The 22,992-nt window shown below is 63.6% G+C and carries 19 protein-coding genes and 3 pseudogenes; 21 read left to right on the top strand and 1 reads right to left on the bottom strand.

What is annotated here, in order from left to right; all coding sequences use genetic code 11:
• Window positions 1–66: 66 nt before the first annotated feature.
• The 11 genes and pseudogenes from OMK73_RS27535 to OMK73_RS27485 all read left to right on the top strand — a co-directional run bounded on the left by OMK73_RS27535 (window position 67) and on the right by OMK73_RS27485 (window position 12,224).
• The gene (locus tag OMK73_RS27535; protein WP_267604809.1) at window positions 67–843 is read left to right on the top strand and encodes an ABC transporter ATP-binding protein; all 777 of its coding nucleotides are present in this window, start codon (window positions 67–69) and stop codon (window positions 841–843) included.
• 9 nt (window positions 844–852) lie between these two features.
• Entirely contained in the window at window positions 853–1,578 is a 726-nt protein-coding gene (locus tag OMK73_RS27530; RefSeq protein ID WP_267604808.1) for an ABC transporter ATP-binding protein, read from the top strand.
• A 95-nt stretch (window positions 1,579–1,673) separates the two neighbouring features.
• Window positions 1,674–2,882, top strand: coding sequence for an ABC transporter substrate-binding protein (locus OMK73_RS27525; protein WP_267604807.1), 1,209 nt, complete (start codon window positions 1,674–1,676; stop codon window positions 2,880–2,882).
• Window positions 2,883–3,077: 195 nt separating this feature from the next.
• Window positions 3,078–3,953 (top strand): annotated as a pseudogene (locus OMK73_RS27520) (branched-chain amino acid ABC transporter permease); the annotation flags it as partial.
• Between the two features lie 7 nt (window positions 3,954–3,960).
• On the top strand, window positions 3,961–4,989 hold the full coding sequence (locus OMK73_RS27515) for a branched-chain amino acid ABC transporter permease (protein WP_267604806.1): 1,029 nt from the start codon (window positions 3,961–3,963) through the stop codon (window positions 4,987–4,989).
• A gap of 442 nt (window positions 4,990–5,431) precedes the next feature.
• Complete coding sequence (locus OMK73_RS27510) at window positions 5,432–5,818, top strand: hypothetical protein (RefSeq protein ID WP_267604805.1); 387 nt, start codon at window positions 5,432–5,434, stop codon at window positions 5,816–5,818.
• Window positions 5,819–5,891: 73 nt separating this feature from the next.
• Entirely contained in the window at window positions 5,892–6,650 is a 759-nt protein-coding gene (locus OMK73_RS27505; protein ID WP_267604803.1) for a sulfite exporter TauE/SafE family protein, read from the top strand.
• A 407-nt stretch (window positions 6,651–7,057) separates the two neighbouring features.
• A complete protein-coding gene (locus tag OMK73_RS27500; RefSeq protein ID WP_267604801.1) occupies window positions 7,058–8,209 on the top strand; it encodes an ABC transporter substrate-binding protein in 1,152 nt (383 codons plus the stop codon).
• Window positions 8,210–8,619: 410 nt separating this feature from the next.
• The gene (locus OMK73_RS27495; protein WP_267604800.1) at window positions 8,620–9,672 is read left to right on the top strand and encodes a branched-chain amino acid ABC transporter permease; all 1,053 of its coding nucleotides are present in this window, start codon (window positions 8,620–8,622) and stop codon (window positions 9,670–9,672) included.
• A 10-nt stretch (window positions 9,673–9,682) separates the two neighbouring features.
• The gene (locus OMK73_RS27490; protein ID WP_267604799.1) at window positions 9,683–11,470 is read left to right on the top strand and encodes an ABC transporter permease subunit; all 1,788 of its coding nucleotides are present in this window, start codon (window positions 9,683–9,685) and stop codon (window positions 11,468–11,470) included.
• Between the two features lie 10 nt (window positions 11,471–11,480).
• Complete coding sequence (locus OMK73_RS27485; RefSeq protein ID WP_267604798.1) at window positions 11,481–12,224, top strand: ABC transporter ATP-binding protein; 744 nt, start codon at window positions 11,481–11,483, stop codon at window positions 12,222–12,224.
• A gap of 263 nt (window positions 12,225–12,487) precedes the next feature.
• On the opposite strand, the gene OMK73_RS27480 is transcribed toward OMK73_RS27485, so the two are convergent.
• Window positions 12,488–13,432 (bottom strand): LysR substrate-binding domain-containing protein, encoded by a 945-nt coding sequence (locus OMK73_RS27480; RefSeq protein ID WP_267604796.1) that lies wholly within the window; start codon window positions 13,430–13,432, stop codon window positions 12,488–12,490.
• Between the two features lie 127 nt (window positions 13,433–13,559).
• Here OMK73_RS27480 and OMK73_RS27475 point away from each other — a divergent pair, with 127 nt between their 5' ends.
• The 10 genes and pseudogenes from OMK73_RS27475 to OMK73_RS27430 all read left to right on the top strand — a co-directional run bounded on the left by OMK73_RS27475 (window position 13,560) and on the right by OMK73_RS27430 (window position 22,991).
• Window positions 13,560–14,555 carry a tripartite tricarboxylate transporter substrate binding protein BugE gene (locus tag OMK73_RS27475; RefSeq protein WP_267604795.1) on the top strand — a complete coding sequence of 332 codons (996 nt, stop codon included), beginning with the start codon at window positions 13,560–13,562 and terminating at the stop codon, window positions 14,553–14,555.
• 5 nt (window positions 14,556–14,560) lie between these two features.
• A complete protein-coding gene (locus OMK73_RS27470; protein WP_267604793.1) occupies window positions 14,561–15,421 on the top strand; it encodes an N-formylglutamate amidohydrolase in 861 nt (286 codons plus the stop codon).
• Window positions 15,422–15,617: 196 nt separating this feature from the next.
• Window positions 15,618–17,558, top strand: a complete 1,941-nt coding sequence (gene mnmG, locus OMK73_RS27465) for a tRNA uridine-5-carboxymethylaminomethyl(34) synthesis enzyme MnmG (protein ID WP_267604791.1) — start codon at window positions 15,618–15,620, stop codon at window positions 17,556–17,558.
• Window positions 17,559–18,267 (top strand): annotated as a pseudogene (rsmG, locus tag OMK73_RS27460) (16S rRNA (guanine(527)-N(7))-methyltransferase RsmG). It begins immediately after the preceding gene.
• A gap of 68 nt (window positions 18,268–18,335) precedes the next feature.
• Window positions 18,336–19,108 (top strand): annotated as a pseudogene (locus OMK73_RS27455) (ParA family protein).
• Between the two features lie 52 nt (window positions 19,109–19,160).
• Window positions 19,161–20,063, top strand: coding sequence for a ParB/RepB/Spo0J family partition protein (locus OMK73_RS27450; protein WP_267604789.1), 903 nt, complete (start codon window positions 19,161–19,163; stop codon window positions 20,061–20,063).
• Window positions 20,064–20,487: 424 nt separating this feature from the next.
• On the top strand, window positions 20,488–20,988 hold the full coding sequence (locus OMK73_RS27445; protein ID WP_267604787.1) for an ATP synthase subunit I: 501 nt from the start codon (window positions 20,488–20,490) through the stop codon (window positions 20,986–20,988).
• 239 nt (window positions 20,989–21,227) lie between these two features.
• The gene (gene atpB, locus OMK73_RS27440; RefSeq protein WP_267606534.1) at window positions 21,228–22,091 is read left to right on the top strand and encodes a F0F1 ATP synthase subunit A; all 864 of its coding nucleotides are present in this window, start codon (window positions 21,228–21,230) and stop codon (window positions 22,089–22,091) included.
• A 63-nt stretch (window positions 22,092–22,154) separates the two neighbouring features.
• Window positions 22,155–22,421, top strand: coding sequence for a F0F1 ATP synthase subunit C (atpE, locus tag OMK73_RS27435; RefSeq protein ID WP_006157246.1), 267 nt, complete (start codon window positions 22,155–22,157; stop codon window positions 22,419–22,421).
• 99 nt (window positions 22,422–22,520) lie between these two features.
• Window positions 22,521–22,991 (top strand): F0F1 ATP synthase subunit B, encoded by a 471-nt coding sequence (locus tag OMK73_RS27430; protein ID WP_043350775.1) that lies wholly within the window; start codon window positions 22,521–22,523, stop codon window positions 22,989–22,991.
• The last annotated feature ends 1 nt before the right edge of the window (window position 22,992 follow it).

Below are 22,992 nucleotides of genomic sequence, written 5' to 3'. Positions count from 1 at the left end.
CAGTTCTGACCATTTGGCGGTGCCGACCAGAAGCCGGCGCCGCAGCAAGAGGGCGGGCAGGAGATCATGAATCAGCAAGAAACGATCCTGGAAACGCGGAACCTCACCAAGGAGTTCAAGGGGTTCACCGCGGTAAGCGACGTCAACCTCAAGGTGCGGCGCGGCGCCATCCATGCCTTGATCGGCCCCAACGGCGCCGGCAAGACCACCTGCTTCAACCTGCTGACCAAGTTCCTCGAGCCGACCACGGGCACGATCCTGTTCAACGGCATCGACATCACGCGCGAGAAACCGGCGCAGATCGCCCGGCGCGGCGTGATCCGGTCGTTCCAGATCTCTGCTGTGTTCCCGCACCTGACGGTGCTGGAGAACGTGCGTATCGGGCTGCAGCGGCAACTTGGCACTTCCTATCATTTCTGGCGCAGCGAGGGCACGCTCGACACGCTCAACGCACGCGGCATGGAACTGCTCGAGCAGGTCGGGCTGACCGATGTCGCGCAGACGGTGACGGTCAACCTGCCGTACGGCCGCAAGCGCGCGCTCGAGATCGCCACCACGCTGGCGATGGAGCCGGAGATGATGCTGCTGGACGAGCCCACCCAGGGCATGGGCCACGAAGACGTGGCGCGCGTCACCGAGCTGATCCGCAAGGTGGCGGTGGGGCGCACCATCCTGATGGTCGAGCACAACATGAACGTGGTCTCGTCGATTGCCGACAAGATCACGGTATTGCAGCGCGGCGCGATCCTGGCCGAGGGGCCGTACGCCGAGGTATCGAAAGACCCGCGCGTGATGGAGGCCTACATGGGCACCGTCGAAACTGAATTGCAGGGCGCGCACTGAGGAGCCAGGATGAGCACAACGCCCGCACTAGAAATCAAGGACCTGCACGCCTGGTACGGCGAATCGCACATCCTGCATGGCGTGGACCTGACCGTGAATCCCGGCGAGGTGGTGACGCTGCTGGGCCGCAACGGCGCCGGGCGCACCACCACGCTGCGCGCCATCATGGGCCTGACCGGCCAGCGCAAGGGCTCGATCCGCGTCAACGGCACCGAGACCATCGGCATGCCGACGCACAAGATCGCGCACTGCGGCATCGGCTATTGCCCGGAAGAGCGGGGCATCTTCGCCAGCCTGTCGTGCGAGGAAAACCTGATGCTGCCGCCGCTGTTGAAAGGGCAGGGCACCAGCGCGCTCACCGGCATGAGCGAGGCCGAGATCTACGAGATGTTCCCTAACCTGAAGGAGCGCCGCCAGAGCCAGGGCACGCGCCTGTCGGGCGGCGAGCAGCAGATGCTTGCCGTCGGGCGCATCCTGCGCACCGGGGCCAACCTGCTGCTGCTCGACGAGATCTCCGAGGGCCTCGCGCCCGTGATCGTGCAAGCGCTGGCGCGGATGATCCTGATGCTCAAGAAAAAGGGCTACACGGTGGTGATGGTGGAGCAGAACTTCCGCTTTGCCGCGCCGCTGGCAGATCGCTTTTATGTGATGGAACACGGCACCATCGTCGAGCGCTTCGCGGCCGCAGAGCTGCAGGCCAAGATGCCGGTGCTGAACGAACTGCTTGGGGTCTGATTCGTATCGGCGCGCGGCGCTGTCATGAATCGCAGGCATTGTTTTAGGGCAGGAACGGGTGGCGTCAGGTGCCGCCGAAACTAAGGAGACAGGCAATGAAGATGACTCGGCTGGCGGTCGCTCTGGCGGCTATCGTAACGGGCGTGGCAATGGGTTCGGCATCGGCGCAGGTCTCGGGCGATACCGTCAAGATCGGCTACATCACCGACATGTCGGGCTTGTACGCCGACATCGACGGCCCGGGCGGCCTCGAAGCCATCAAGATGGCGATCGAGGACAACGGTGGCAAGGTGCTGGGCAAGCCGATCGAACTGGTTTCGGCCGATCACCAGAACAAGGCTGACATCGCCGCATCGAAGGCACGCGAGTGGATGGACCAGCAGGGCCTGGACGCGCTGATCGGCGGCACCAATTCCGCCACCGGCCTGGCCATGAACAAGGTGGCCTCGGAGAAGAAGAAGGTCTACTTCAATATCGGCGCGGGCTCGGCTCGCCTGACCAACGAAGAGTGCTCGCCGTACACCGTGCACTATGCGTATGACACCGTGGCGCTCGCCAAGGGTACCGGCAGCGCGGTGGTCAAGCAGGGTGGCAAGTCGTGGTTCTTCCTGACCGCCGACTACGCCTTCGGCCACTCGCTGGAGAGCGATACCGCTTCCGTCGTGAAGGCCAACGGCGGCACGGTGGTGGGTTCGGTTCGCCACCCGCTGAACGCTTCCGACTTCTCGTCCTTCCTGCTGCAGGCACAATCGTCCAAGGCACAGATCCTCGGCCTGGCCAATGCCGGCGGCGACACCATCAATTCGATCAAGGCGGCCAAGGAATTCGGCATCACCAAGACGATGAAGATCGCCGGCCTGCTGATGTTCATCAACGACATCCACAGCCTGGGGTTGAAGAACACCGAAGGCCTGCTGATGACCGACAGCTGGTACTGGGACATGAACGACGATACCCGCAAGTTCGCCACGCGCTACTTCGCGAAGATGAAGAAGATGCCGAGCAGCTTGCAGGCCGCCGACTACTCCGCTGCGCATACCTACCTGAAGGCCGTCGAGACAGCCAAGACGGATGACCCGGACAAGGTCATGGCCGAACTGAAGAAGATGAAGATCAACGACTTCTACACCAAGGGCTACATCCGCCAGGACGGCCGCGGCATCCATGACATGTACCTGATGCAGGTGAAGTCGCCGGCCGAATCGAAGAAGCCGTGGGACTACCTGAAGGTGGTGGCCACGATCCCGGGTGAGCAGGCTTTCACCACGGTGGCGGAATCGAAGTGCGCGATGATGAAGAAGTAAGCGTGTGAACTGAGTTGCGTTGAGTTGATTGAGGTATGGCGCCCCTGCCCGAGACCGTTGACCGCTGGCTGTTAGCTGTTGACTGTTAAGCGGGATCGAGGGCGGGGGCCAGTGTCTTTCTTCGCTTCATTTTGACAGCGCCTGCCTGGCGGGGAACGACCAATCCCGGCTGGTGCGCAAACGGTAACGCCTGCGATGGACATCTTCGGTATTCCTCTGCCCGCCATGCTGTCCCAGTTACTGCTGGGACTGGTCAACGGTGCCTTCTATGCGATGTTGAGCCTTGGCCTGGCGGTCATCTTCGGGCTGCTCAACGTCATCAATTTTGCCCATGGGGCGCTGTTCATGCTCGGCGCGGTCCTGGCCTGGATGGGCATGGAGTACGCCGGGCTCAACTACTGGGTGATGCTGGTGCTGTCGCCGCTGGCGGTGGCGCTGATCGGCATCGTGATCGAGCGCACCATGCTGCGCTGGATCTACAAGCTCGACCATATCTACGGCCTGCTGCTGACGCTCGGCATCACGCTGGTGATCGAAGGCATCTTCCGCTCGATCTACGGGGTGTCGGGGCTGCCGTACTCGGCGCCCGAGGCGCTCAGCGGCGCCACGGATCTCGGCTTCATGATCCTGCCGAACTACCGCGCCTGGGTGGTGGCTGCCTCGCTGGTGGTGTGCTTCTCCACCTGGTACCTGATCGAGAAGACCAAGCTGGGCGCCTATCTGCGCGCCGGCACGGAGAACCCCAAGCTGGTGGAGGCGTTCGGCGTCAACGTGCCGCTGATGGTGACGCTGACCTATGGCTTCGGCGTGGCGCTGGCGGCGTTTGCCGGCGTGCTGGCGGCGCCGGTGATCCAGATCTCGCCGCTGATGGGGCAGAACCTGATCATCATCGTGTTCGCGGTGGTGGTGATCGGCGGGATGGGCTCGATCATGGGCTCGATCCTCACCGGCCTCGGCCTGGGGGTGATCGAGGGCCTGACCAAGGTGTTCTATCCGGAGGCCTCCTCCACGGTCGTGTTCTTCATCATGGTGATCGTGCTGATGCTGCGCCCGGCCGGGCTGTTCGGGAGGAGAAGTGATGAACCAACCAACCGGCGCGGCAGTGGCCGCGGGGCAGACAAGACAGGGGCGGGGCGTGCAGAAGAAACTGTTGTACGGATTGTTGCTGGCAGCGCTGATCCTGGCGCCGGTGGCCGGGGCGTATCCGGTGTTCGTGCTCAAGGTGCTGTGCTTCGCGCTGTTCGCGTGCGCCTTCAACCTGCTGATCGGCTATACCGGGCTGCTGTCGTTCGGCCATGCGGCCTTCTTCGGCGGCGCGGCCTATACGGCCGGGCATGCGATGAAGGTGTGGGGCGTCACGCCGGAGGTCGGGCTGGTGCTGGGCACGCTGGCGGGCGCCTTGATCGGGTATGTGGTCGGCTACATCGCGATTCGCCGGCAGGGCATCTACTTCTCGATGATCACGCTGGCGCTGGCGCAGATGCTGTTCTTCTTCTGCCTGCAGGTCCCCTACACCGGGGGCGAGGATGGCTTGCAGGGCATTCCGCGTGGCAAGCTGTTCGGGGTGTTGTCCCTAGCCAACGATCTGACGCTGTATTACGTGGCGCTGGCGATCATCGTGGCGGCCTTCGCGCTGATCGTGCGGACCGTGCATTCGCCGTTCGGGCAGATCCTCAAGGCGATCAAGGAAAACGAGCCGCGCACCATTTCGCTGGGCTACGATACGGATCGCTTCAAGCTGATGGTGTTTGTGCTGTCGGCGGCGCTTTCCGGGCTGGCGGGATCGATCAAGGCGCTGGTGCTGGGCTTTGCCACGCTGACCGACGTGCACTGGTCGATGTCGGGCTCGGTGATCCTGATGACGCTGGTGGGCGGCCTGGGCACGCTTTCCGGCCCGCTGGTCGGCGCTTTCGTGGTGGTGGCCCTGGAAAACAAGCTCGGCGACATCGGCAGCTTCCTGGCCTCGACGACGGGCATCGAGTGGTTCAACTCACTGGGCGAATCCGTCACAATGGTGACCGGCGTGATCTTCGTGATCTGCGTGCTGACGTTCCGCCGCGGCATCATGGGCGAGCTTCTTGCGCGCTTTGGGAAGCCCCGGGAGTGATCGTCGGTCGACATGCCCGATTTTGGGGCTAGGGTTTCTTCTAGCTTGCTCGAAACGCACCGCTTCGTTACATTCCATATACGGTTTTCGCAGGTTAAATGGAGGCGGAAGCGAGGAGACGACAGGCGCGCAGTCACTAGGCTGCAGTGTCAATATAAGATAAGGGCGTTGCTGGGTGATCCTCGGCAACGCCTTTTTTAATGCCCGCTTTTTATGCTCGTTTCTGGTGCGTGACGTTTTCGCCATGCGGAATCGCCGATAAATGACACCGACTGCGCATGCGACAATGCGGCCTTGCCATCGAGCCCGCCATGCCTTCAGATTCCCCTCTCCAATTCCTTCCTCGCCTGAATCCGCCATTCCCCCGGCCTCGATACTCCTGGCCGGCACTGCCGATGCGCAGAGCCTGGGCGCCTGGCTGCAATCACGGCACGCATTGCCCGTGCCGGCGGCGCGTGCCCGGCAGGCGCTGCTGGAGGGGCTGCTTGCCCGGCCTGAGCGTGGGGCCTGTGTGGTGGCACAGGACAGTGCCGGCCCGGATCTGCTCGGTTGCCTGCCCGTTACGCTGATGCCTCACCTCGAACTTGCCGGCCTCGCGGCGCTTGCCACCGAATGGTGGGCAGGTGACGTGCCGGCGGACAGGGGCGCCGCCTTGCTGCTGGATTGCTGCGGCCTGCTGGCCGACTGGTGCCGCGCGCACGGCGTGCGCCACCTGTTGCTGGCGCCGGCGCTGCTGGCTGTGCCGCAGGCGGCGGCGGCGGGCTTCGAGCCGCATGCCAGCGGCCTGTGGCATCGCAATTTGTCACCAGCCACCAAGATGCTGGGCTGACCCGTTCAGCGCGCCTGCCGCGCTTGTTTCGCCGCCTTCCCTCCGTTTTCTCTTCTTTCGTCTCCCCGCGGCCATGGAATTCGCGTTTCTTGCTGTTGCCGCTTTTCTTGCCGGCCTGATCGATGCTGTCGCCGGCGGTGGTGGCCTGGTGCAGATCCCCGCGCTGTTTTCGGCTTATCCCAATATGCCGCCGGCCACGCTGCTCGGCACCAGCAAAGTGGCGTCGCTGGCGGGTACCACCAATGCGGCGTTGCGCTATGGGCGCAGCGTGCGCATCTACTGGGGCGCGACCTTGCCGACGATGCTGTCGGCCTTTGCCTTCTCGATGGCGGGCGCCTACGCGCTCACGCTGATCCCCGCGGAGCCGCTGCGCAAGTCGCTGCCCTTTATCCTGGTGACCCTGCTGGTCTATACGGTGGCCAAGAAGAGCCTGGGCACCGAGCACGCACCGTCGCTCTCGGGCGGCAAGGAGCGCGCTGCGGCCTTGCTGGCGGGGGCCGTGATCGGCTTTTACGACGGCGTGTTCGGGCCGGGCACCGGCAGTTTCCTGATGATCGTGTTCGTGCGTGTGTTCGGCTACGACTTCCTGCACGCCTCGGCATCGACCAAGGTGGTCAACTTCGCCACCAACCTGGCGGCCTTGCTGCTGCTGGCGGCGAAGGGGCATGTCTGGTGGCAGCTCGGGCTGGTCATGGCCTTGGCCAACGTGGCCGGCAGCCAGATCGGCAGCCGCCTCGCGCTCAAGCACGGCAGCGCTTTCGTGCGGCGCGTGTTCATCGTGGTGGTGGCTGGGTTGATCGTGAAGACGGCCTGGGATGCGTTCGGCCGATGAGCGTCAATATGCAGCCGTGTCGCTTGCATGCTGCGATGCGGGTTAATCCCGCTAGCCCGGGGATATGCCTGTTGCTAGACTCGCTACGCATTCCCGACCGAGCGGTCGGTGAATGAGCCGCCGGCGTGGCGCGCCATGGAACTGTTTGGCGAGCCTGGCCGAGCGCCGTCGGGGATCACGCGCCGGACGGGAGATGGGGCAGGGCGGATTCGGATTCGCCCATCGCCCCGGGGTTGCAGGCAGGCGCCAGCGTTGCGCCTGGATACGGGCCTGAAAGAGCAACGAAAGGGCACCGGCACAATAAGATCCGCCAGGACAAGACAGACCAGAAGACCAGATTGAGGCATCCGACCGGCCGCGAGCCGACACGGATTCCTCTTCCGTTTGCCGCAATGGAGGGAGACACGATGACATTCAAGCGCGCCAGCCTGCTGGCTCTCGCTGCCGCCAGCCTGTGCGCCGGCACCGCCAGCGCACAGGTCAAAGTCGGGGTAACGCTATCGGCCACGGGGCCCGCGGCCTCGCTGGGCATCCCCGAGAAGAACACCATCTCGCTGCTGCCCAAGGAGATCGCTGGCAAGAAGATCGAGTACATCGTGCTCGACGATGCGTCGGACACCACCACCGCGGTCAAGAACACGCGCAAGCTGATCAGCGAAGACAAGGTCGACGTGATCGTGGGCTCCACCGTCACGCCGAACTCGCTGGCCATGGTGGACGTCGTCGCCGAGAACGAGACGCCGATGATCACGCTGGCCGCCTCGGCCCGCATCATCGAGCCGATGGATGCCAAGCGCGCCTGGGTTTTCAAGACGCCGCAGAACGACTCGCACATGGCGACCGCCATTGCCGAGCACATGACCAACCACAACGTGAAGACGGTCGCCTTTATCGGCTTCGCGGATGCCTATGGCGATAGCTGGGCGCAGGAGTTCGCCAAGGTCGGCGAGATGCGCAAGCTCAAGGTGGTGGCCAATGAACGCTTTGCGCGCACCGACACTTCGGTCACCGGCCAGGTGCTCAAGATGATGGGCAGCAACCCCGACGCGGTCCTGATCGCAGGCTCGGGTACGCCCGCTGCGCTGCCTGCCAAGGCGCTCAAGGAGCGTGGCTGGAAGGGCAAGATCTACCAGACCCATGGTGTGGCCAACGCCGATTTCCTGCGCGTGTGCGGCAAGGATTGCGAAGGTACGTTCCTGCCGGCCGGCCCGCTGCTGGTGGCCGAGCAACTGCCCGACACCAACCCGGTGAAGAAGCCTGCCATCAGCTATAAGACGGCATACGAGAAGGCGTTTGGCGGCCAGGTCTCAACCTTTGGCGGCCATGCCTGGGATGCCGGCCTGCTGCTGCAGCGAGCCATTCCCGAGGCGCTGAAGAAGGGCCAGCCGGGCACCAAGGAGTTCCGCAAGGCGCTGCGCGATGCCATGGAGCAAACCAGGGAGCTGCCGATCTCCCACGGCATCATGAACATGACGCCGACCGACCACCTTGGCCTGGACCAGCGCGCGCGCGTGATGGTGGAGATCGCCGACGGCAAGTGGAAGCTGCAGACCAAGTAGGCGGCAAAGACTGGCTGCATTGATGCAACGAGGGCGCATGGCCAGCCATGCGCCTTTTTTGTTGCGCGCCATCCCACGCGGTCCCACGCCACTGCACTACTGCGCTACTACAGGCAATCCCGTACTTGACACCGCATCCGCCATGCGTGATCTTTAACGTGTTAATGAATTTGGCGTTGGTCCGGGCGAGCGAAACGAGATGACGGTCATGGTGCGCTGCGGATATGCTGCACCCGTCATACACCGAGTTTCCCGCCTCTCATGTCAAATCACCGATGCGGCACTGCGCAAGCTAAGGGTTCCTCGGGATTTCCGCTATGCGTAAGTTGTTTCATATTTCGTAATTTGTAGTTTCACAAGCTAGCCGGCCTCCCTCCGCCGGCCGGACTCACCAACAATACGAGGAGACAATGGACCTCTCGATCGCCGCCATCCTGGCGCAGGACGGCATCACCTCGGGCGCCATCTATGCGCTGCTCGCGCTAGCCTTGGTGCTGGTGTTCTCGGTGACCCGTGTCATCTTCATTCCGCAAGGGGAGTTCGTCGCCTATGGCGCGCTGACCCTGGCGGCGATCCAGTCCGGCCATGCGCCGCAAAGCAGCTGGCTGCTGCTGGTCATGGGCGTGCTGACCTTTCTGTACGAGACGGTCACCATCCTGCGCAGCGCCGAGCTGCGCCGGACCGCGCCCAGGCGAGTCGCGGTGCTGGCCGGCAAATACCTGCTCTTCCCGCTGGCCGTGCATCTGCTGGCGCAGAACTTCGACGGGCAGTCGATGCCCATGCTGGCGCAGATTGCGCTGACGCTGCTGATCGTGATCCCGCTCGGGCCCATGCTGTATCGCCTGGCCTACCAGCCGCTGGCCGAAGCCAGCACGCTGGTGCTGCTGATCGTCTCGGTGGGCGTGCACTTTGCGCTGGTGGGGTTGGGGCTGGTCATGTTCGGCGCCGAGGGCTCGCGCACCACGCCATTCTCGGAGGCGCGCTTTGAAGTGGGCAGCCTGACCATCTCCGGGCAGAGCCTTTGGGTGGTCGGCGTATCGGCATTGCTGATCGCGGGGCTGTATTTCTACTTCGAACGCACGATTGCCGGCAAGGCGCTGCGTGCCACGGCGGTCAATCGGCTGGGCGCGCGGCTGGTTGGCATCGGCACGACGCAGGCCGGGCGCCTGTCGTTCACGCTGGCCGCGGCAATGGGCGCGCTGTGCGGGATCCTGATCGCTCCGCTGACCACGGTGTACTACGAATCGGGTTTCCTGATCGGCCTGAAAGGCTTCGTCGGCGCGATCGTGGGTGGCCTGGTGAGCTACCCCGTGGCGGCCGCGGGCGCCATCCTGGTGGGGCTGCTCGAGTCCTATTCGTCCTTCTGGGCCAGTGCGTTCAAGGAGGTCATCGTGTTCACCCTGATCCTGCCCGTACTGCTGTGGCGCTCGCTCACCAGCAAGCATGTGGAAGACGAGGAATAAGGGGCACGCCATGAACACTAACCTCAAGAACCGAATCTTCCTGCTGGCCTTCGCGGTAGTGCTGGCACTGTTGCCGGTGCTGCCCACGCCCGAATTCTGGATCACGCTGGGCAACTACATCGGCCTGTACAGCATTGTCGCCATCGGCCTGGTGCTGCTCACCGGCGTGGGCGGCATGACCTCGTTCGGCCAGGCTGCCTTCGTCGGGTTGGGCGCCTACAGCACGGCCTATCTCACCACGCAGTTCGGGCTGTCGCCCTGGCTCGGCTTGCTGGTCGGGCTGGTGATCACGATGGCCTCGGCCTACGTGATCGGCCTCATCACCATGCGCATGTCCGGCCACTACCTGCCGCTGGCCACGATCGCCTGGGGCCTGTCGCTGTTCTTCCTGTTCGGCAACCTGGAGTTCCTCGGCAAGTACGATGGCCTCAACGGCATTCCCGTGCTGCACGTGCTCGGCATCGAGCTCGCCTCTGGGCGTTCGATGTTCTACCTGATCTGGGGCGTGGTGCTGGTGTCGGTGATCGCCATGCAGAACCTGCTCAACTCGCGCCCCGGCCGCGCCATCCGCGCGTTGAAGGGCGGCGGCACCATGGCCGAGGCGATGGGCGTGAACACCGCGTGGATGAAGGTGGTGATCTTCGTGGTGGCGGCGATGCTGGCCTGCATCTCGGGCTTCCTCTACGCGCATCTGCAGCGCGCGGTGAACCCCACGCCATTCGGGCTGAACTACGGCATCGAGTACCTGTTCATGGCGGTGGTCGGCGGCGTGGGCCATGTGTGGGGCGCGGTGCTCGGCGCCGGCATTCTAACCATCCTGAAGGACGTGCTGCAGGGCGTGTTGCCCAAGTTGCTGGGCGCCAACGGCAACTTCGAAACCATCGTGTTCGGCGTGCTGATGGTGCTGCTGCTGCAATACGCGCGCGATGGCATCTGGCCGTTCATTAAGAGGCTGTTCCCCAACGGCCCGCCGGTGGTGGCCCCGGCGCAAGCGCCCGCATTACCGTTGCGCGCGAAGCCGCACGCCGGCGAACTGATCCTCGATGTGAAAGCGGCGCGCAAGGAGTTCGGCGGGCTGGTGGCGGTCAACGACGTCAGCTTCCAGGTGCGCGCCGGCGAGATCATCGGCCTGATTGGCCCCAACGGCGCGGGCAAATCCACCACCTTCAACCTCGTCACCGGCGTGCTGCCGGCCACGCGCGGCGAGGTGCTGTACCGCGGCGAGCAGATCTCCGGGCTGCCCTCGCGCGAGATCGTCAAGCGCGGCATCGGCCGCACCTTCCAGCATGTGCATCTGCTGCCCACCATGACCGTGCTGGAGAACGTGGCCATCGGCGCGCACCTGCGCGGCGACTTTGCGTCGCAGGGCGGCGTGACGGCGGCGATCCTGCGCATGAACAAGCACGAGGAGGCGAAGCTGCTGCACGAAGCTGCGCGCCAGCTCGAACGCGTGGGCCTGGCCGACTGCATGTACATGGAAGCCGGCAGCCTCGCGCTGGGCCAGCAACGCATCCTGGAGATCGCGCGCGCGCTGTGCTGCGATCCCGCGCTGCTGTTGCTGGATGAGCCCGCCGCAGGCCTGCGCTACAAGGAAAAGCAGGCGCTGGCCGAGCTGCTGAAGAAGCTCAAGGGCGAGGGCATGAGCGTGCTGCTGGTCGAGCACGACATGGACTTCGTGATGAACCTGACGGACCGCCTGGTGGTGATGGAATTTGGTACGCGCATCGCGCAGGGCGTGCCCGAGGACGTGCAGAAGGACCCGGCGGTGCTCGAGGCCTACCTCGGCGGCGTGGAGTAAGGAAAGAACAATGAGCCTGATCCTGGAAGTAAAGGACCTCCACGTGCGCTACGGCAAGGTCGAAGCCGTGCACGGCGCCAACCTGAAAGTGGAGGCGGGAAAGATCGTCACGGTGATCGGCCCCAACGGCGCGGGCAAGTCCACCATGCTCAACGCCATCATGGGCGCGCTGCCGGTGAGTGGTTCGTCCAACGGCGCGGTGACCTACCTCGGCCACGACCTCGCCGGCCTGCCGGTGGAAGGGCGCGTGGCGCGCGGCATGTGCCTGGTGCCGGAGAAGCGCGAACTGTTCGGCTCGATGAGCGTGGCGGACAACCTGGTGCTGGGCGCCTATCGCCGCAAGCGCGCCGGCGAGAAGAATTTCCTCGACCAGATGGAAGTGGTCTACGGCCTGTTCCCTCGCTTGAAGGAGCGGGCGAAGCAGGATGCCGGTACGTTGTCCGGTGGCGAGCGCCAGATGCTGGCGGTGGGCCGCGCGCTGATGGCCAAGCCGCAACTGCTGATGCTGGATGAGCCGAGCCTGGGGCTGGCGCCGCTGATCGTGAAAGAGATCTTTCACATCATCAATGACCTGCGCAAGACGGGGGTGGCGACGCTGCTGATCGAGCAGAACGCGCGGGCGGCGCTGCAGGTGGCGGATTACGGGTACGTGATCGAGACAGGGGATATGGCGATGGAGGGGCCGGCGGCGGAGCTGGCGGCGAATCCGAAGGTGATTGAGACGTATCTGGGGTTGGCGAAGAAGGCGGCTTAGCGCTTCCCGCTTCTTATAATTCTCTCGATGAATAACGGCGAGCTCTGCTCGCCGTTATTATTTCCGATATGCATTTTATAGTGGAGCCAGTCTGTTGGCTTTGGTGCCGGTTGGATAGCGCAGCGGTTGGTACGCTTTCAATTCATGATGTGAATATATTTATCCAGATGTATCGGGTTGGTATTCCTAATATGGATGCTATGATTGCCGGGAAGTAAAAAGAATGCGCCAAATGGATGCAATTTGGCAAATTAAGCGCATTTCTATTTGTCCCATGAATCTTCCTGATTGAGTTCGAGCACATCCGGGTCCTGTGCCGCCACACCTAGCAACCATGCCCGAAATTGCGCAAACGCCGGATGGTCCCGCCGCTCCCGTGGCGCGCACAGGAAGTAGCCACGCGTCAGCCGGATCGGCAGATCGAACGGCGCCACCACGCGGCCCGCGGCGATCTCATCGCGTACCAGGCAGCGCTGCAATACCGCCACGCCCATATCCGCCTTGACCGCCTGCACCAGGATCGAGACCTGGTCGAAGCCTTTCGAGAGCGTTGGCGCAGCACTGGGTACGCCCGCGGCCCACAGCCAGTGCTGCCAGTTTGCCGGCGCGGTAGTGTGATAGAGGAGCGGCTCATCGAGCAGTTCGGCGGGCTCGGACCAGCGGCCTGCCTCAAGGCGCGCGCGGGCGCGCTCGGGGTGGCAGATGGGCACCATCTCGCTGCCGATCACGTAGTCGCATTGCAGGCCGGGCCAGCGGTCCGGGGTGCCGGGCAGGATGGCGGCATCGGGCGCGGGGCCTGAGAAGTCCTCGTCGCGCCGGTAGGGCACAAAGTCCAGGCGGACGTCGGGGTAGCGGCGGTGGAAATCCGGCAGCCTTGGCACCAGCCATACGCTGGCCAGCGTGGGCACGGCCGATAGCGTCAGGTGGTGCTGGCGGTCACGGGCGAGGAGGGCGGCGCTGGCGTTTTCAATGGCTGCCAGCGGGCCGGCCACGGCCTCCAGCAGTTGCTTGCCGGCATCGGTCAGCGTCAGGCGATGCGCATTGCGCTGGAGCAGGGGCTGGCCGAAGTGCGATTCGAGCCGGGCAATGGCACGGCTGATCGCGCCCTGGGTCACGCACAGGTCCTCGGCCGCGCGCGTGAAACTGCCCAGCCGCGCGGCGGCGGCAAAGGCATGCAGTTCGGACATCGAGGGTGAGCGTAGCCGCATGAGGTGGGGGAGGGTGGGCCGAGAATGCACTTTGGTAATGCAACCGTGCAATATAGTCGTTTGTGCGGACTCGGTAAACTCCCGACACTTGGCGAGCCAACTCATAGAAATCCAAGGAGAAGTCCGCATGATCCGAGCCCAACTGCCGCGCCGGCATTTTGTCCTGTCTTGCCTGGCGGCATGCGCCAGCCTTGCCGCAGCCGGCGGCGCGCTGGCGCAAGCCAACTATCCGAACAAGCCGATTCGCCTGATCGTGCCCTTTGCCGCGGGCGGCTCTACCGATTTGTCGGCACGCCTGGTTGCGGAGTTCGGCGGGCGCGAGCTGGGCCAGTCCATCGTGGTGGAGAACAAGGGTGGCGCCGGTGGCTCGCTGGGCATGGAGCAGGTCGCGCGCGCGGCGCCGGACGGCTACACCATCGGCATGGCGACGGTCAGCACGCACGGCTCCAACCCGGCCGTGTATCCCAAGCTGAACTACGATCCGATCAAGGATTTCGCGCCGGTCACCAACGTGGTCGCCATCCCGAGCGTGTTCGCGGTGCATCCCAGCGTGCCGGCCAAGACCATGCAGGAGTTCGTCGCGCTGGTCCGTGCCAACCCCGGCAAGTACAGCTTCGCCTCTCCCGGCGCTGGCTCGCTAGGCCATGTGAATATCGAGAACTTCATGATGCTGGCCAAGATCGACATGCTGCACGTGCCGTACAAGGGCGCCGGCCTGGCGCTCAACGATGCAGTGGCAGGGCAGGTTAATGCCATCACCGACAACCTGTCGTCCACGCTGCCCCACGTGAAATCGGGCCGGCTGCGGGCGCTGGCCGTGCTGGGCGCCACCCGTTCGCCGCAGCTTCCCAACGTGCCGACTTACGCGGAACTCGGCTACAAGGAGATGGGCGATGGCGGCTGGTTCGGCATAGTCGCGCCCGCCGGCACGCCGCCAGCCGTCGTCGCCAAGCTCAACAGCGCTATCCACAAGGCGATGCTGAACCCCGAGTTCAAGCGCAAGGTGGAGGAGTCGGGTGGCACGCTGGTGCCGACCACGCCGGACGGCTTCAAGGTGCAGATCCAGCAGGCGATGGCGCGCTATGCACGCGTGGCCAAGGCCGCCAATATCAAGCTGGACTGACGGCCATGAGCGACAACTTCGAGCCCTTCGTCCACTTCGCGCCCCTGGCCCAGACGCTGCCGCTGGTGTGCGACTCGCCGCATAGCGGCACGTATTACCCGCAGGATTTCCGGGCGGCCGTCCCGGCGCAGCGACTGCGCGGCGGTGAGGACACCCACGTGGAAGCGCTGTGGGAAGCCGTGCCGCGGGCTGGCGGCGCGTTGATTGCCGCCAATTTCCCGCGTGTCTACATCGATCCCAACCGTACGCTGGACGATCTCGATCCCAGCCTGCTGGACGGCCCCTGGCCCGAGCCGCTGGCCCCGGGCGAGAAGACGCGGCTGGGGTATGGGCTGATCTGGCGCAACATCGATGCCGCCACGCCCATCTATGACCGCAAACTCTCGCTGGAAGAGGTACGCAACCGGATCGATCGCTACTACCGCCCGTACCACCAGGCGCTGTCGGGCGCGGTCGAGGAAACGTATCGGCGCTTCGGCGCGGTCTGGCATCTCAACCTGCACTCGATGCCCAACAACGCCTACGAGCGGCTGGAGATCCAGAGCGCCCATCCGCTGGCCGACTTTGTGCTGGGCGACCGGGATGGCACGACCTGCGAGCCTGCCTTTGTCGATTTGGTGGATGCTGAATTGCGTTCGCTCGGCTACACCGTGGCGCGCAACGATCCGTACAAGGGCGTGCAACTGATCGCACAGATCGGTCGCCCTGCCGAACGGCGCAACAGCCTGCAGATCGAGATTCGGCGTCCGCTGTACATGGACGAAGTGACGCGCGAGCGCAATGCAGGGTTCGACCAGCTTCAGGCCGATCTGGGGCGGTTGGTCGAACGCATCGCTGTCTACCTGGGAGAGCAGGGCAGGGGATGAGGCGTAGAAGCCGATCAAGGTAGCGACCAAGCCGGGCCATTGCGCCCGGCTTTTTTGTTTCACGTGGAACACACCCAGGTTATCCATGCAGCATGTTTCACGTGAAACATGCTGCGGCGCAGGGAAGCTCCGGAGATTGCCGTTATAATTCGGCATCCCGATTTATTTCCGCTAGCCTCCCGGAGGAGGTGCCTCCATGCTTTACCCAAAAGAGTTCGATGTCATTGTTGTCGGTGGCGGCCACGCCGGCACTGAAGCTGCACTCGCCGCTGCGCGTATGGGCTGCCAGACACTGCTGCTGAGCCACAACATCGAGACCCTTGGTCAGATGAGCTGCAATCCGTCCATCGGCGGCATTGGCAAGGGCCATCTCGTCAAGGAGGTGGATGCAATGGGCGGCGCCATGGCGGCAGCCACGGATGAGTCGGGGATCCAGTTTCGTATCCTGAATTCCAGCAAGGGTCCGGCCGTACGTGCCACCCGCGCTCAGGCGGACCGCGTGCTGTATCGCAAGGCGATTCGCACGCGGCTCGAAAACCAGCCCAACCTGATGCTGTTCCAGCAGGCCGTGGATGACCTGGTGGTGGAGGGCGACCGCGTGGTCGGTGCCGTCACGCAGGTTGGCATCACCTTTCGCGCACGCGCCGTGGTACTGACCGCTGGCACCTTCCTCGACGGGAAGATCCACGTGGGGCTGGATAACTACACTGGCGGCCGTGCGGGTGACCCTGCCTCGGTATCGCTTTCGGCGCGCCTGAAGGAGCTCAAGCTGCCGCAGGGCCGCCTGAAGACGGGTACGCCGCCGCGTATCGACGGACGCACCATCGATTTCTCCGTGATGGACGAGCAGCCTGGCGATCTCGATCCGGTGCCGGTGTTCTCCTTCCTGGGGCGTGCCGAACAGCACCCGCAGCAACTGCCGTGCTGGATCACGCATACCAATAGCCAGACCCACGACATCATCCGTGGCGGCCTGGATCGTTCGCCGATGTACACCGGAGTGATCGAAGGGGTAGGGCCGCGTTACTGCCCCAGCATCGAGGACAAGATCCATCGCTTTGCCAGCAAGGACAGCCACCAGATCTTCCTGGAACCGGAAGGACTGACCACCAACGAGTTCTACCCCAACGGTATCTCCACCAGCCTGCCGTTCGACGTGCAACTTGCCCTGGTGCACTCGATCCGTGGCATGGAGAACGCGCACATCCTGCGTCCCGGCTATGCCATCGAGTACGATTACTTCGATCCGCGTGCCCTGAAGGCCTCGCTGGAGTCCAAGGCCATCAGCGGCCTGTTCTTCGCCGGACAGATCAACGGCACCACGGGCTACGAAGAAGCCGCGGCCCAGGGCCTGCTGGCTGGCATCAACGCGGGGTGCATCGTGCGGGAGCGCGACGCCTGGACTCCCCGGCGAGACCAGGCCTATCTTGGGGTTCTGGTCGACGACCTGATCACCCGCGGGGTCTCGGAACCGTATCGAATGTTCACCAGCCGTGCCGAGTTCCGTTTGAGCCTACGTGAAGATAATGCCGATATGCGACTGACCGAGGCAGGCCGGGAGCTTGGCGTGGTCGATGATGTGCGCTGGGATGCCTTTAACCGGAAGCGCGATGCTGTTTCACGTGAAACAGAGCGACTAAAGGGGACTTGGGTCAATCCGAGCATCCTGCCGGAAGCCGACGCCGTGCTGCTGCTGGGCAAAGCGATCGAGCGCGAGTACAACCTCGCCGATCTGCTGCGCCGTCCTGCCGTCACCTACGAAGCGCTGATGGCATTGCAAGGTGGCAAGTTCGCACCCACCCAGGCACTCGATGCCGACCCGTTGCTGGTCGGGCAGATTCGCGAGCAGATCGAGATCGGCATCAAGTACCACGGCTACATCGCCCGGCAAGCCGCAGAGGTGGATAAGCTGGAAGCCAACGAATCCACCCGCCTGCCTGAAGACTTCGACTACACGGAAGTGCGCGGCCTTGGCATCGAGGTGGGTCAGAAGCTGAATCAGCACCGGCCCGAGACCCTCGGCCAGGCATCGCGTATTTCCGGCGTGACGCCGGCTGCGATTTCGCTGCTGCTGGTCCATCTGAAAAAGAAGGGCATGGGGCGTACCAAGTCCGACCCCAGCCAAGAGGCCGCCTGAGTGAGGAACCAACGTTACGCGGCCGTGGATGATGCCGATCAGCGCCGTCGCCTGGAGGCCGGCTTGTCCGCCATCGGCCTGGTGGTCTCCGCTAGCCAGATCGATCAGTTGTTTGCCTACCTGGCACTGCTGCGCAAATGGAACGCCATCTATAACCTGACCGCCATCCGTCATCCTGACGAGATGCTGACCCACCACATGCTCGACTCGCTGGCCGCCGTGCCGGCGCTGGCGGATGCGGCGCGCGCCGCAGGGGTGGAGGAGGGCGCGCGCGGCCGGGTGCTGGATGTGGGTTCTGGCGGTGGCATGCCGGGCCTGCCGCTGGCCATCGCTTGCCCTGACCTGTCGGTGCTGATGGTCGACATCGTGCAAAAGAAAACCGCCTTCCTGACGCAGTGCCGGGCGCAGCTCGGCCTTTCCAACGCCGCCGCCCATTGGGGGCCGGTGGAGAAGCTGGAAGACGACAAGGGGTATGCAGTCATCACGTCGCGTGCGTTTGCCGAGCTGAGCGATTTCGTTTCGCTCGCCGGCCAGCCTGCTGGCGCCGGGCGGCAAGCTGATTGCAATGAAGGGCGTTTATCCTCAGCCCGAACTCGATCGCATGGAAGCGGCCGGGTTGATGGCCGGGTGGCAGGTCGAGGCGATACCGCGCCTGACCGTGCCGGAGCTGGACGCAGAACGTCACCTGGTGGTGCTGTCGCGCCGCTGACCCGGCCGGTGGTTGTCGCCGGCGCCCACCCCCGGCAGGTAGAAATCAAGCAGGAGCAGCAGGAGCATATGGCCAAGGTATTCGTGATCGCAAACCAGAAGGGCGGCGTCGGCAAGACCACCACCACGGTGAACCTTGCCGCCGGCCTCGCGGCACAGGACCAGCGTGTGTTGCTGATCGACCTGGATCCCCAGGGCAATGCCTCGATGGGTTCCGGCATCGACAAGCAGTCGCTCGAGCACAGCATCTACCAGGTGCTGGTTGGCTTGTCGACGGTGAGCCAGGCACGCCAGCATTCCGAGTCCGGCAAATACGATGTGCTGCCCGCCAACCGCGAGCTGGCCGGCGCGGAAGTGGAGCTGGTCGAGCTGGACCAGCGCGAGAAACGTCTCAAGAACGCCATTGCCGAGGTCGATGCCGAGTACGATTTCGTGCTGATCGACTGCCCGCCGTCGCTCTCGCTGCTGACCCTCAACGGCCTGTGCGCGGCCCACGGCGTGATCGTGCCGATGCAGTGCGAGTACTTCGCGCTGGAAGGGCTGTCCGATCTCGTCAATACCATCAAGCAGGTGCACGCCAACCTCAATCGCGACCTGAAGGTGATTGGCTTGCTGCGTGTGATGTTTGATCCACGCGTCACCTTGCAGCAACAGGTGTCGGCCCAACTCGAGTCGCACTTTGGCGACAAGGTGTTCAAGACCGTCATCCCGCGCAATGTGCGGCTGGCAGAGGCGCCGTCGTACGGCGTGCCGGGCGTGGCATTCGATCCGTCGTCAAGGGGGCCAAGGCCTACCTGGATTTCGGCGCCGAGATGATCGCGCGCGTCAAGCAACTCGACTGAGCACCGGGTTGAGAGTCACCGGGTTGAGAGTCACCGAATACAGGATACCGAGATGAGCACCGCGAAGAAGAAGGGCCTGGGCCGCGGACTGGAAGCACTGCTGGGTGGTCCGGCCGAGATTGTCGATGCCGTCAAGCAGGAGGGCGCGCCCTCCGTGCTGCGCCTGGACCAGCTCCAGCCCGGCAAATACCAGCCGCGCACGCGCATGGACGAAGGCGCGCTGCAGGAGTTGGCTGCGAGCATTCGCGCCCAAGGGTTGATGCAGCCGATCCTGGTGCGCCGCGTTGCCGAGCCGGACCGCTACGAGATCATTGCCGGTGAGCGCCGCTTCCGCGCATCCAGGATCGCCGGGCTCGAAGAGGTGCCGGTGCTGGTCAAGGACGTGGCCGACGAAGCCGCGGCCGCGATGGCGCTGATCGAGAATATTCAGCGTGAGGACCTCAACCCGCTGGAAGAAGCGCAAGGCATCATGCGCCTGGTACGCGAATTCAATTTCACGCATGAGCAGGCGGCGGAATCGGTAGGGCGCTCGCGCAGCGCTGTGTCCAACCTGCTGCGTCTCTTGAACCTGGCCCAGCCGGTCCAGACCATGCTGATGGCGGGCGATCTCGACATGGGCCACGCCCGTGCGCTGCTCTCCGCCGACGGCGCCAACCAGATCACGCTCGCCAATCAGATCGTCAACAAACGTTTATCGGTGCGCGAGACCGAAAAGCTGGTAGCCTCCACCCTCAAGCCCTTTGACCTCAGGTTGCAGAAGCCGAACAACGGCGCGCCGGCGCGCGACGTGACCCGCCTGGAGGAAGAACTATCCGACGCGCTTGGCCTGCCGGTGCAGATCAAGCTGGGCGTGCGGGGCAAAGGCCAGCTCACCATTCACTTCACCAGCAATGATGCGCTCGACGGTGTGCTGACACGCCTGCGCGAGCCCGGCGAAAGCCAGTCACCCGCCTGAGCGGGATTTCCCAAAAATAGTGCGCGATTAACGGTCGGTGCGGCTGTGCCACGGCTTGGTGCAATTTGGTGCCGGCCGGTTTTGGCTTGGCGCGCGCACGCCTGTGTAAGGTCTGTGCAAGGCCGATAAACGACCATGGTGCGCCGCTAGCCCAAGGCAGCTCAATTACCTGGCGCGTTATTGGTATGCGTCGGCCGCGCGCGCACTATGGGTTCGTGGCGATTGCAAGCGAAATGCGGACTGTTGCAAGGCGTCTGTAAGCAGATTGACTCGCATGGTGCATTCCTCGTAAAATCGTGCGGTTTGAATTCCGGCCGGTCCAGAAAAGTTCCGGGGCGGATTAAGCGATAAGTAAAGCGTAAGTAAAGCGATAAGCCGAGCGGGAAGCAAAACGACGCAAAGCGATAAGCAAAGGCAAGAGCAGGTGGTTTCAGATCGTCAGGATGCTGGTCAAAAGAAAGACCGGCAGGCGCGTGATGCCTGGGAAGATGAGGCAGAACGCGAAGAAGAGGCGGTCGATCCGCTGTCGCGCGTCGAGGCGGAGACGCTGTTCGGCGAGCGCACGCTGCGCCCTTCGCGCATGACGCCCGGCAGGGTCGTGCTGGCGCAGGTTGCGGTTACTTTGTTGTCGGCCATTGCCTGGCGACTGTTTGCTGGCGGCAACGCCGGCGCGGCGGGTTGGTCGGCACTATTCGGTGGCGCGGCGTGTTTCGTGCCCAGCGGTTTCTTCGCGCTGCGACTCTGGATGGCGCGCGAGCGTCCCTCGGTCAGCGGACTGGTGGTCGGCGAGGCGATCAAGGTGTTTGCCACCGCCGGACTGTTCGTCCTGGTAGTGGTGCTGTACAGCGAGTTGCGCTGGGTACCGATGCTGGTCACGTTCGTGCTTGCGCTCAAGACTTACTGGGTCGCGCTGGCGATTCGCTGAGGGTGTGCCCCAGGGCAGGCCAGGCGCGGTAGGTCGGATAAGTGTGCTTCTCGTCGAAGTGGGGCACGAAAACAGAATATCAAGATTTTTGCGTGGCGCGTCACAACAGTGAAGCGCGGCGTGGATAAGGTTCAAACGAGCTTGCCCGCGGTGACCAGCAGAGTGTGCTGCAGGCGGTGCAAGAAGCGTACCGGCAAGATGCCGGCAACTGGTTTCGCAATATTACGGTTCGTTTCGACATGTCAGCTGCTCAAGGCGCCGAACAGGCCCTCACCCCCTCCGGCTATATCGCCGAACACTTGCAGAACCTCAACACGGTTGGTGGCAAGCAAGCCGCCGTCGTTGACTTCAGCGTCCTCAACTATGACACCGTATTCTGGTCGGTGCTGTGCGGTGCCATCGCCGTGATTTTCCTGTACGCTGCCGCTCGCCGCGCGACCGCCGGCGTGCCGGGCCGCTTCCAGGCTTTCGTGGAAATGATCGTCGAGATGGTCGACGACCAGGCCAAGGGCATCATCCACGGCGACCGCTCCTTCATCGCCCCGCTGGCACTGATGGTGTTCTGCTGGATCACCGTGATGAATGCCATCGACTTGATCCCGGTCGACTGGGTCACCGGCCTGAACGGCCTGCTGGGCATCTTCCACATCCATCTGCCGCACCACCGCGCGGTTGCCACGGCCGACCTGAACGGTACGCTGGGCATGTCGTGCGCCGTGCTGGTGCTGATGATCTATTACAGCTTCAAGATCAAGGGCGCGGGCGGTTTCGTCCACGAACTGCTGTCGGCCCCGTTCGGCGCCAAGTGGTACCTGGCCCCGTTCAACCTGATCCTGAACCTGATTGAATTCCTGGCCAAGGCGGTTTCGCTGGGCATGCGGTTGTTCGGCAACATGTACGCCGGCGAACTGGTGTTCCTGCTGATCGCGCTGCTGGGTTCCATCTGGACGTTCGGTGCGGATCTCTCCGCGCTGGGCTTCGTCGGTCATGTGCTGGCCGGTACGGTATGGGCGATCTTCCACATCCTGATCGTTCTGCTCCAGGCTTTCATTTTCATGATGCTGACGCTGGTGTACATCGGCCAGGCACACGATCACCACTGATTTTTAGATTTTCGGTTTTTCGGTTTTTTGGTTCTAAGTCTCTTCTCAATTAAAGGAGTAGTCATGCAAGCATATCTCGCCAACATCCAGGGTCTGACCGCCATCGGTATCGGCATCATCATCGGTCTGGGCGCAATCGGCGCCTGCCTGGGTATCGCCCTGATGGGTGGCAAGTACATTGAAGCGTGCGCACGTCAGCCTGAACTGATGAACCCGCTGCAAACCAAGATGTTCCTGCTGGCTGGCCTGATCGATGCAGCATTCCTGATCGGCGTGGGCGTTGCAATGCTGTTCGCATTCGCCAACCCGCTGCTGGCTGTCATCAAGTAATTCTTTTCGGTCTGCATGATGCTGACGGGCGGCGCGGGCCACTTAGCCTGGCCGCCCTTGCGCATTTATCTGTAGTTTGATTACCGAAAGGAACACACCATGAATCTGAACGCAACGTTTTTTGCGCAGATGGTCGTGTTCTTCATCCTGTGGTGGGTAGTTGCCAAATTCATTTGGCCGCCGCTGGTGAAGGCGCTCGACGAACGCGCAAAGAAGATCGCCGATGGCCTCGCCGCCGCCGAAAAAGGCAAGGCTGAGCTCGAACTCGCCAACAAGCGTGTGGACCAGGCCCTGGCCGAAGCCCGCACCGAAGGTGCTCAACGCGTCGCCGACGCCGAGAAGCGCGCTCAACTGACCGCTGACGAGATCAAGCAAAACGCCCAGGCAGAAGCCGCACGCATCATTGCCCAGGCCAAGGCCGAAGCCGAACAGCAAGTCACCCGCGCGCGCGAGCAATTGCGCGACCAGGTCGCCGTGCTGGCCGTCAAGGGTGCCGAGCAGATCCTCAAGCGCGAAGTGAACGCGCAGGTCCACGCGGATCTGCTCAATCAACTCAAGGCTGAGCTCTAAT

This window comes from Cupriavidus sp. D39, assembly GCF_026627925.1.
GTDB lineage: Bacteria > Pseudomonadota > Gammaproteobacteria > Burkholderiales > Burkholderiaceae > Cupriavidus > Cupriavidus ulmosensis.
This window is presented reverse-complemented; position numbering and strand designations above follow the sequence as displayed.

Coding starts and splice junctions, on each gene's coding strand:
- OMK73_RS27535 (WP_267604809.1), top strand. CDS start 67: ATGAATCAGCAAGAAACGATCCTGGAAACGCGGAACCTCACCAAGGAG.
- OMK73_RS27530 (WP_267604808.1), top strand. CDS start 853: ATGAGCACAACGCCCGCACTAGAAATCAAGGACCTGCACGCCTGGTAC.
- OMK73_RS27525 (WP_267604807.1), top strand. CDS start 1,674: ATGAAGATGACTCGGCTGGCGGTCGCTCTGGCGGCTATCGTAACGGGC.
- OMK73_RS27515 (WP_267604806.1), top strand. CDS start 3,961: ATGAACCAACCAACCGGCGCGGCAGTGGCCGCGGGGCAGACAAGACAG.
- OMK73_RS27505 (WP_267604803.1), top strand. CDS start 5,892: ATGGAATTCGCGTTTCTTGCTGTTGCCGCTTTTCTTGCCGGCCTGATC.
- OMK73_RS27500 (WP_267604801.1), top strand. CDS start 7,058: ATGACATTCAAGCGCGCCAGCCTGCTGGCTCTCGCTGCCGCCAGCCTG.
- OMK73_RS27495 (WP_267604800.1), top strand. CDS start 8,620: ATGGACCTCTCGATCGCCGCCATCCTGGCGCAGGACGGCATCACCTCG.
- OMK73_RS27490 (WP_267604799.1), top strand. CDS start 9,683: ATGAACACTAACCTCAAGAACCGAATCTTCCTGCTGGCCTTCGCGGTA.
- OMK73_RS27485 (WP_267604798.1), top strand. CDS start 11,481: ATGAGCCTGATCCTGGAAGTAAAGGACCTCCACGTGCGCTACGGCAAG.
- OMK73_RS27480 (WP_267604796.1), bottom strand. CDS start 13,432: ATGCGGCTACGCTCACCCTCGATGTCCGAACTGCATGCCTTTGCCGCC.
- OMK73_RS27475 (WP_267604795.1), top strand. CDS start 13,560: ATGATCCGAGCCCAACTGCCGCGCCGGCATTTTGTCCTGTCTTGCCTG.
- OMK73_RS27470 (WP_267604793.1), top strand. CDS start 14,561: ATGAGCGACAACTTCGAGCCCTTCGTCCACTTCGCGCCCCTGGCCCAG.
- mnmG (WP_267604791.1), top strand. CDS start 15,618: ATGCTTTACCCAAAAGAGTTCGATGTCATTGTTGTCGGTGGCGGCCAC.
- OMK73_RS27450 (WP_267604789.1), top strand. CDS start 19,161: ATGAGCACCGCGAAGAAGAAGGGCCTGGGCCGCGGACTGGAAGCACTG.
- atpB (WP_267606534.1), top strand. CDS start 21,228: ATGTCAGCTGCTCAAGGCGCCGAACAGGCCCTCACCCCCTCCGGCTAT.
- atpE (WP_006157246.1), top strand. CDS start 22,155: ATGCAAGCATATCTCGCCAACATCCAGGGTCTGACCGCCATCGGTATC.
- OMK73_RS27430 (WP_043350775.1), top strand. CDS start 22,521: ATGAATCTGAACGCAACGTTTTTTGCGCAGATGGTCGTGTTCTTCATC.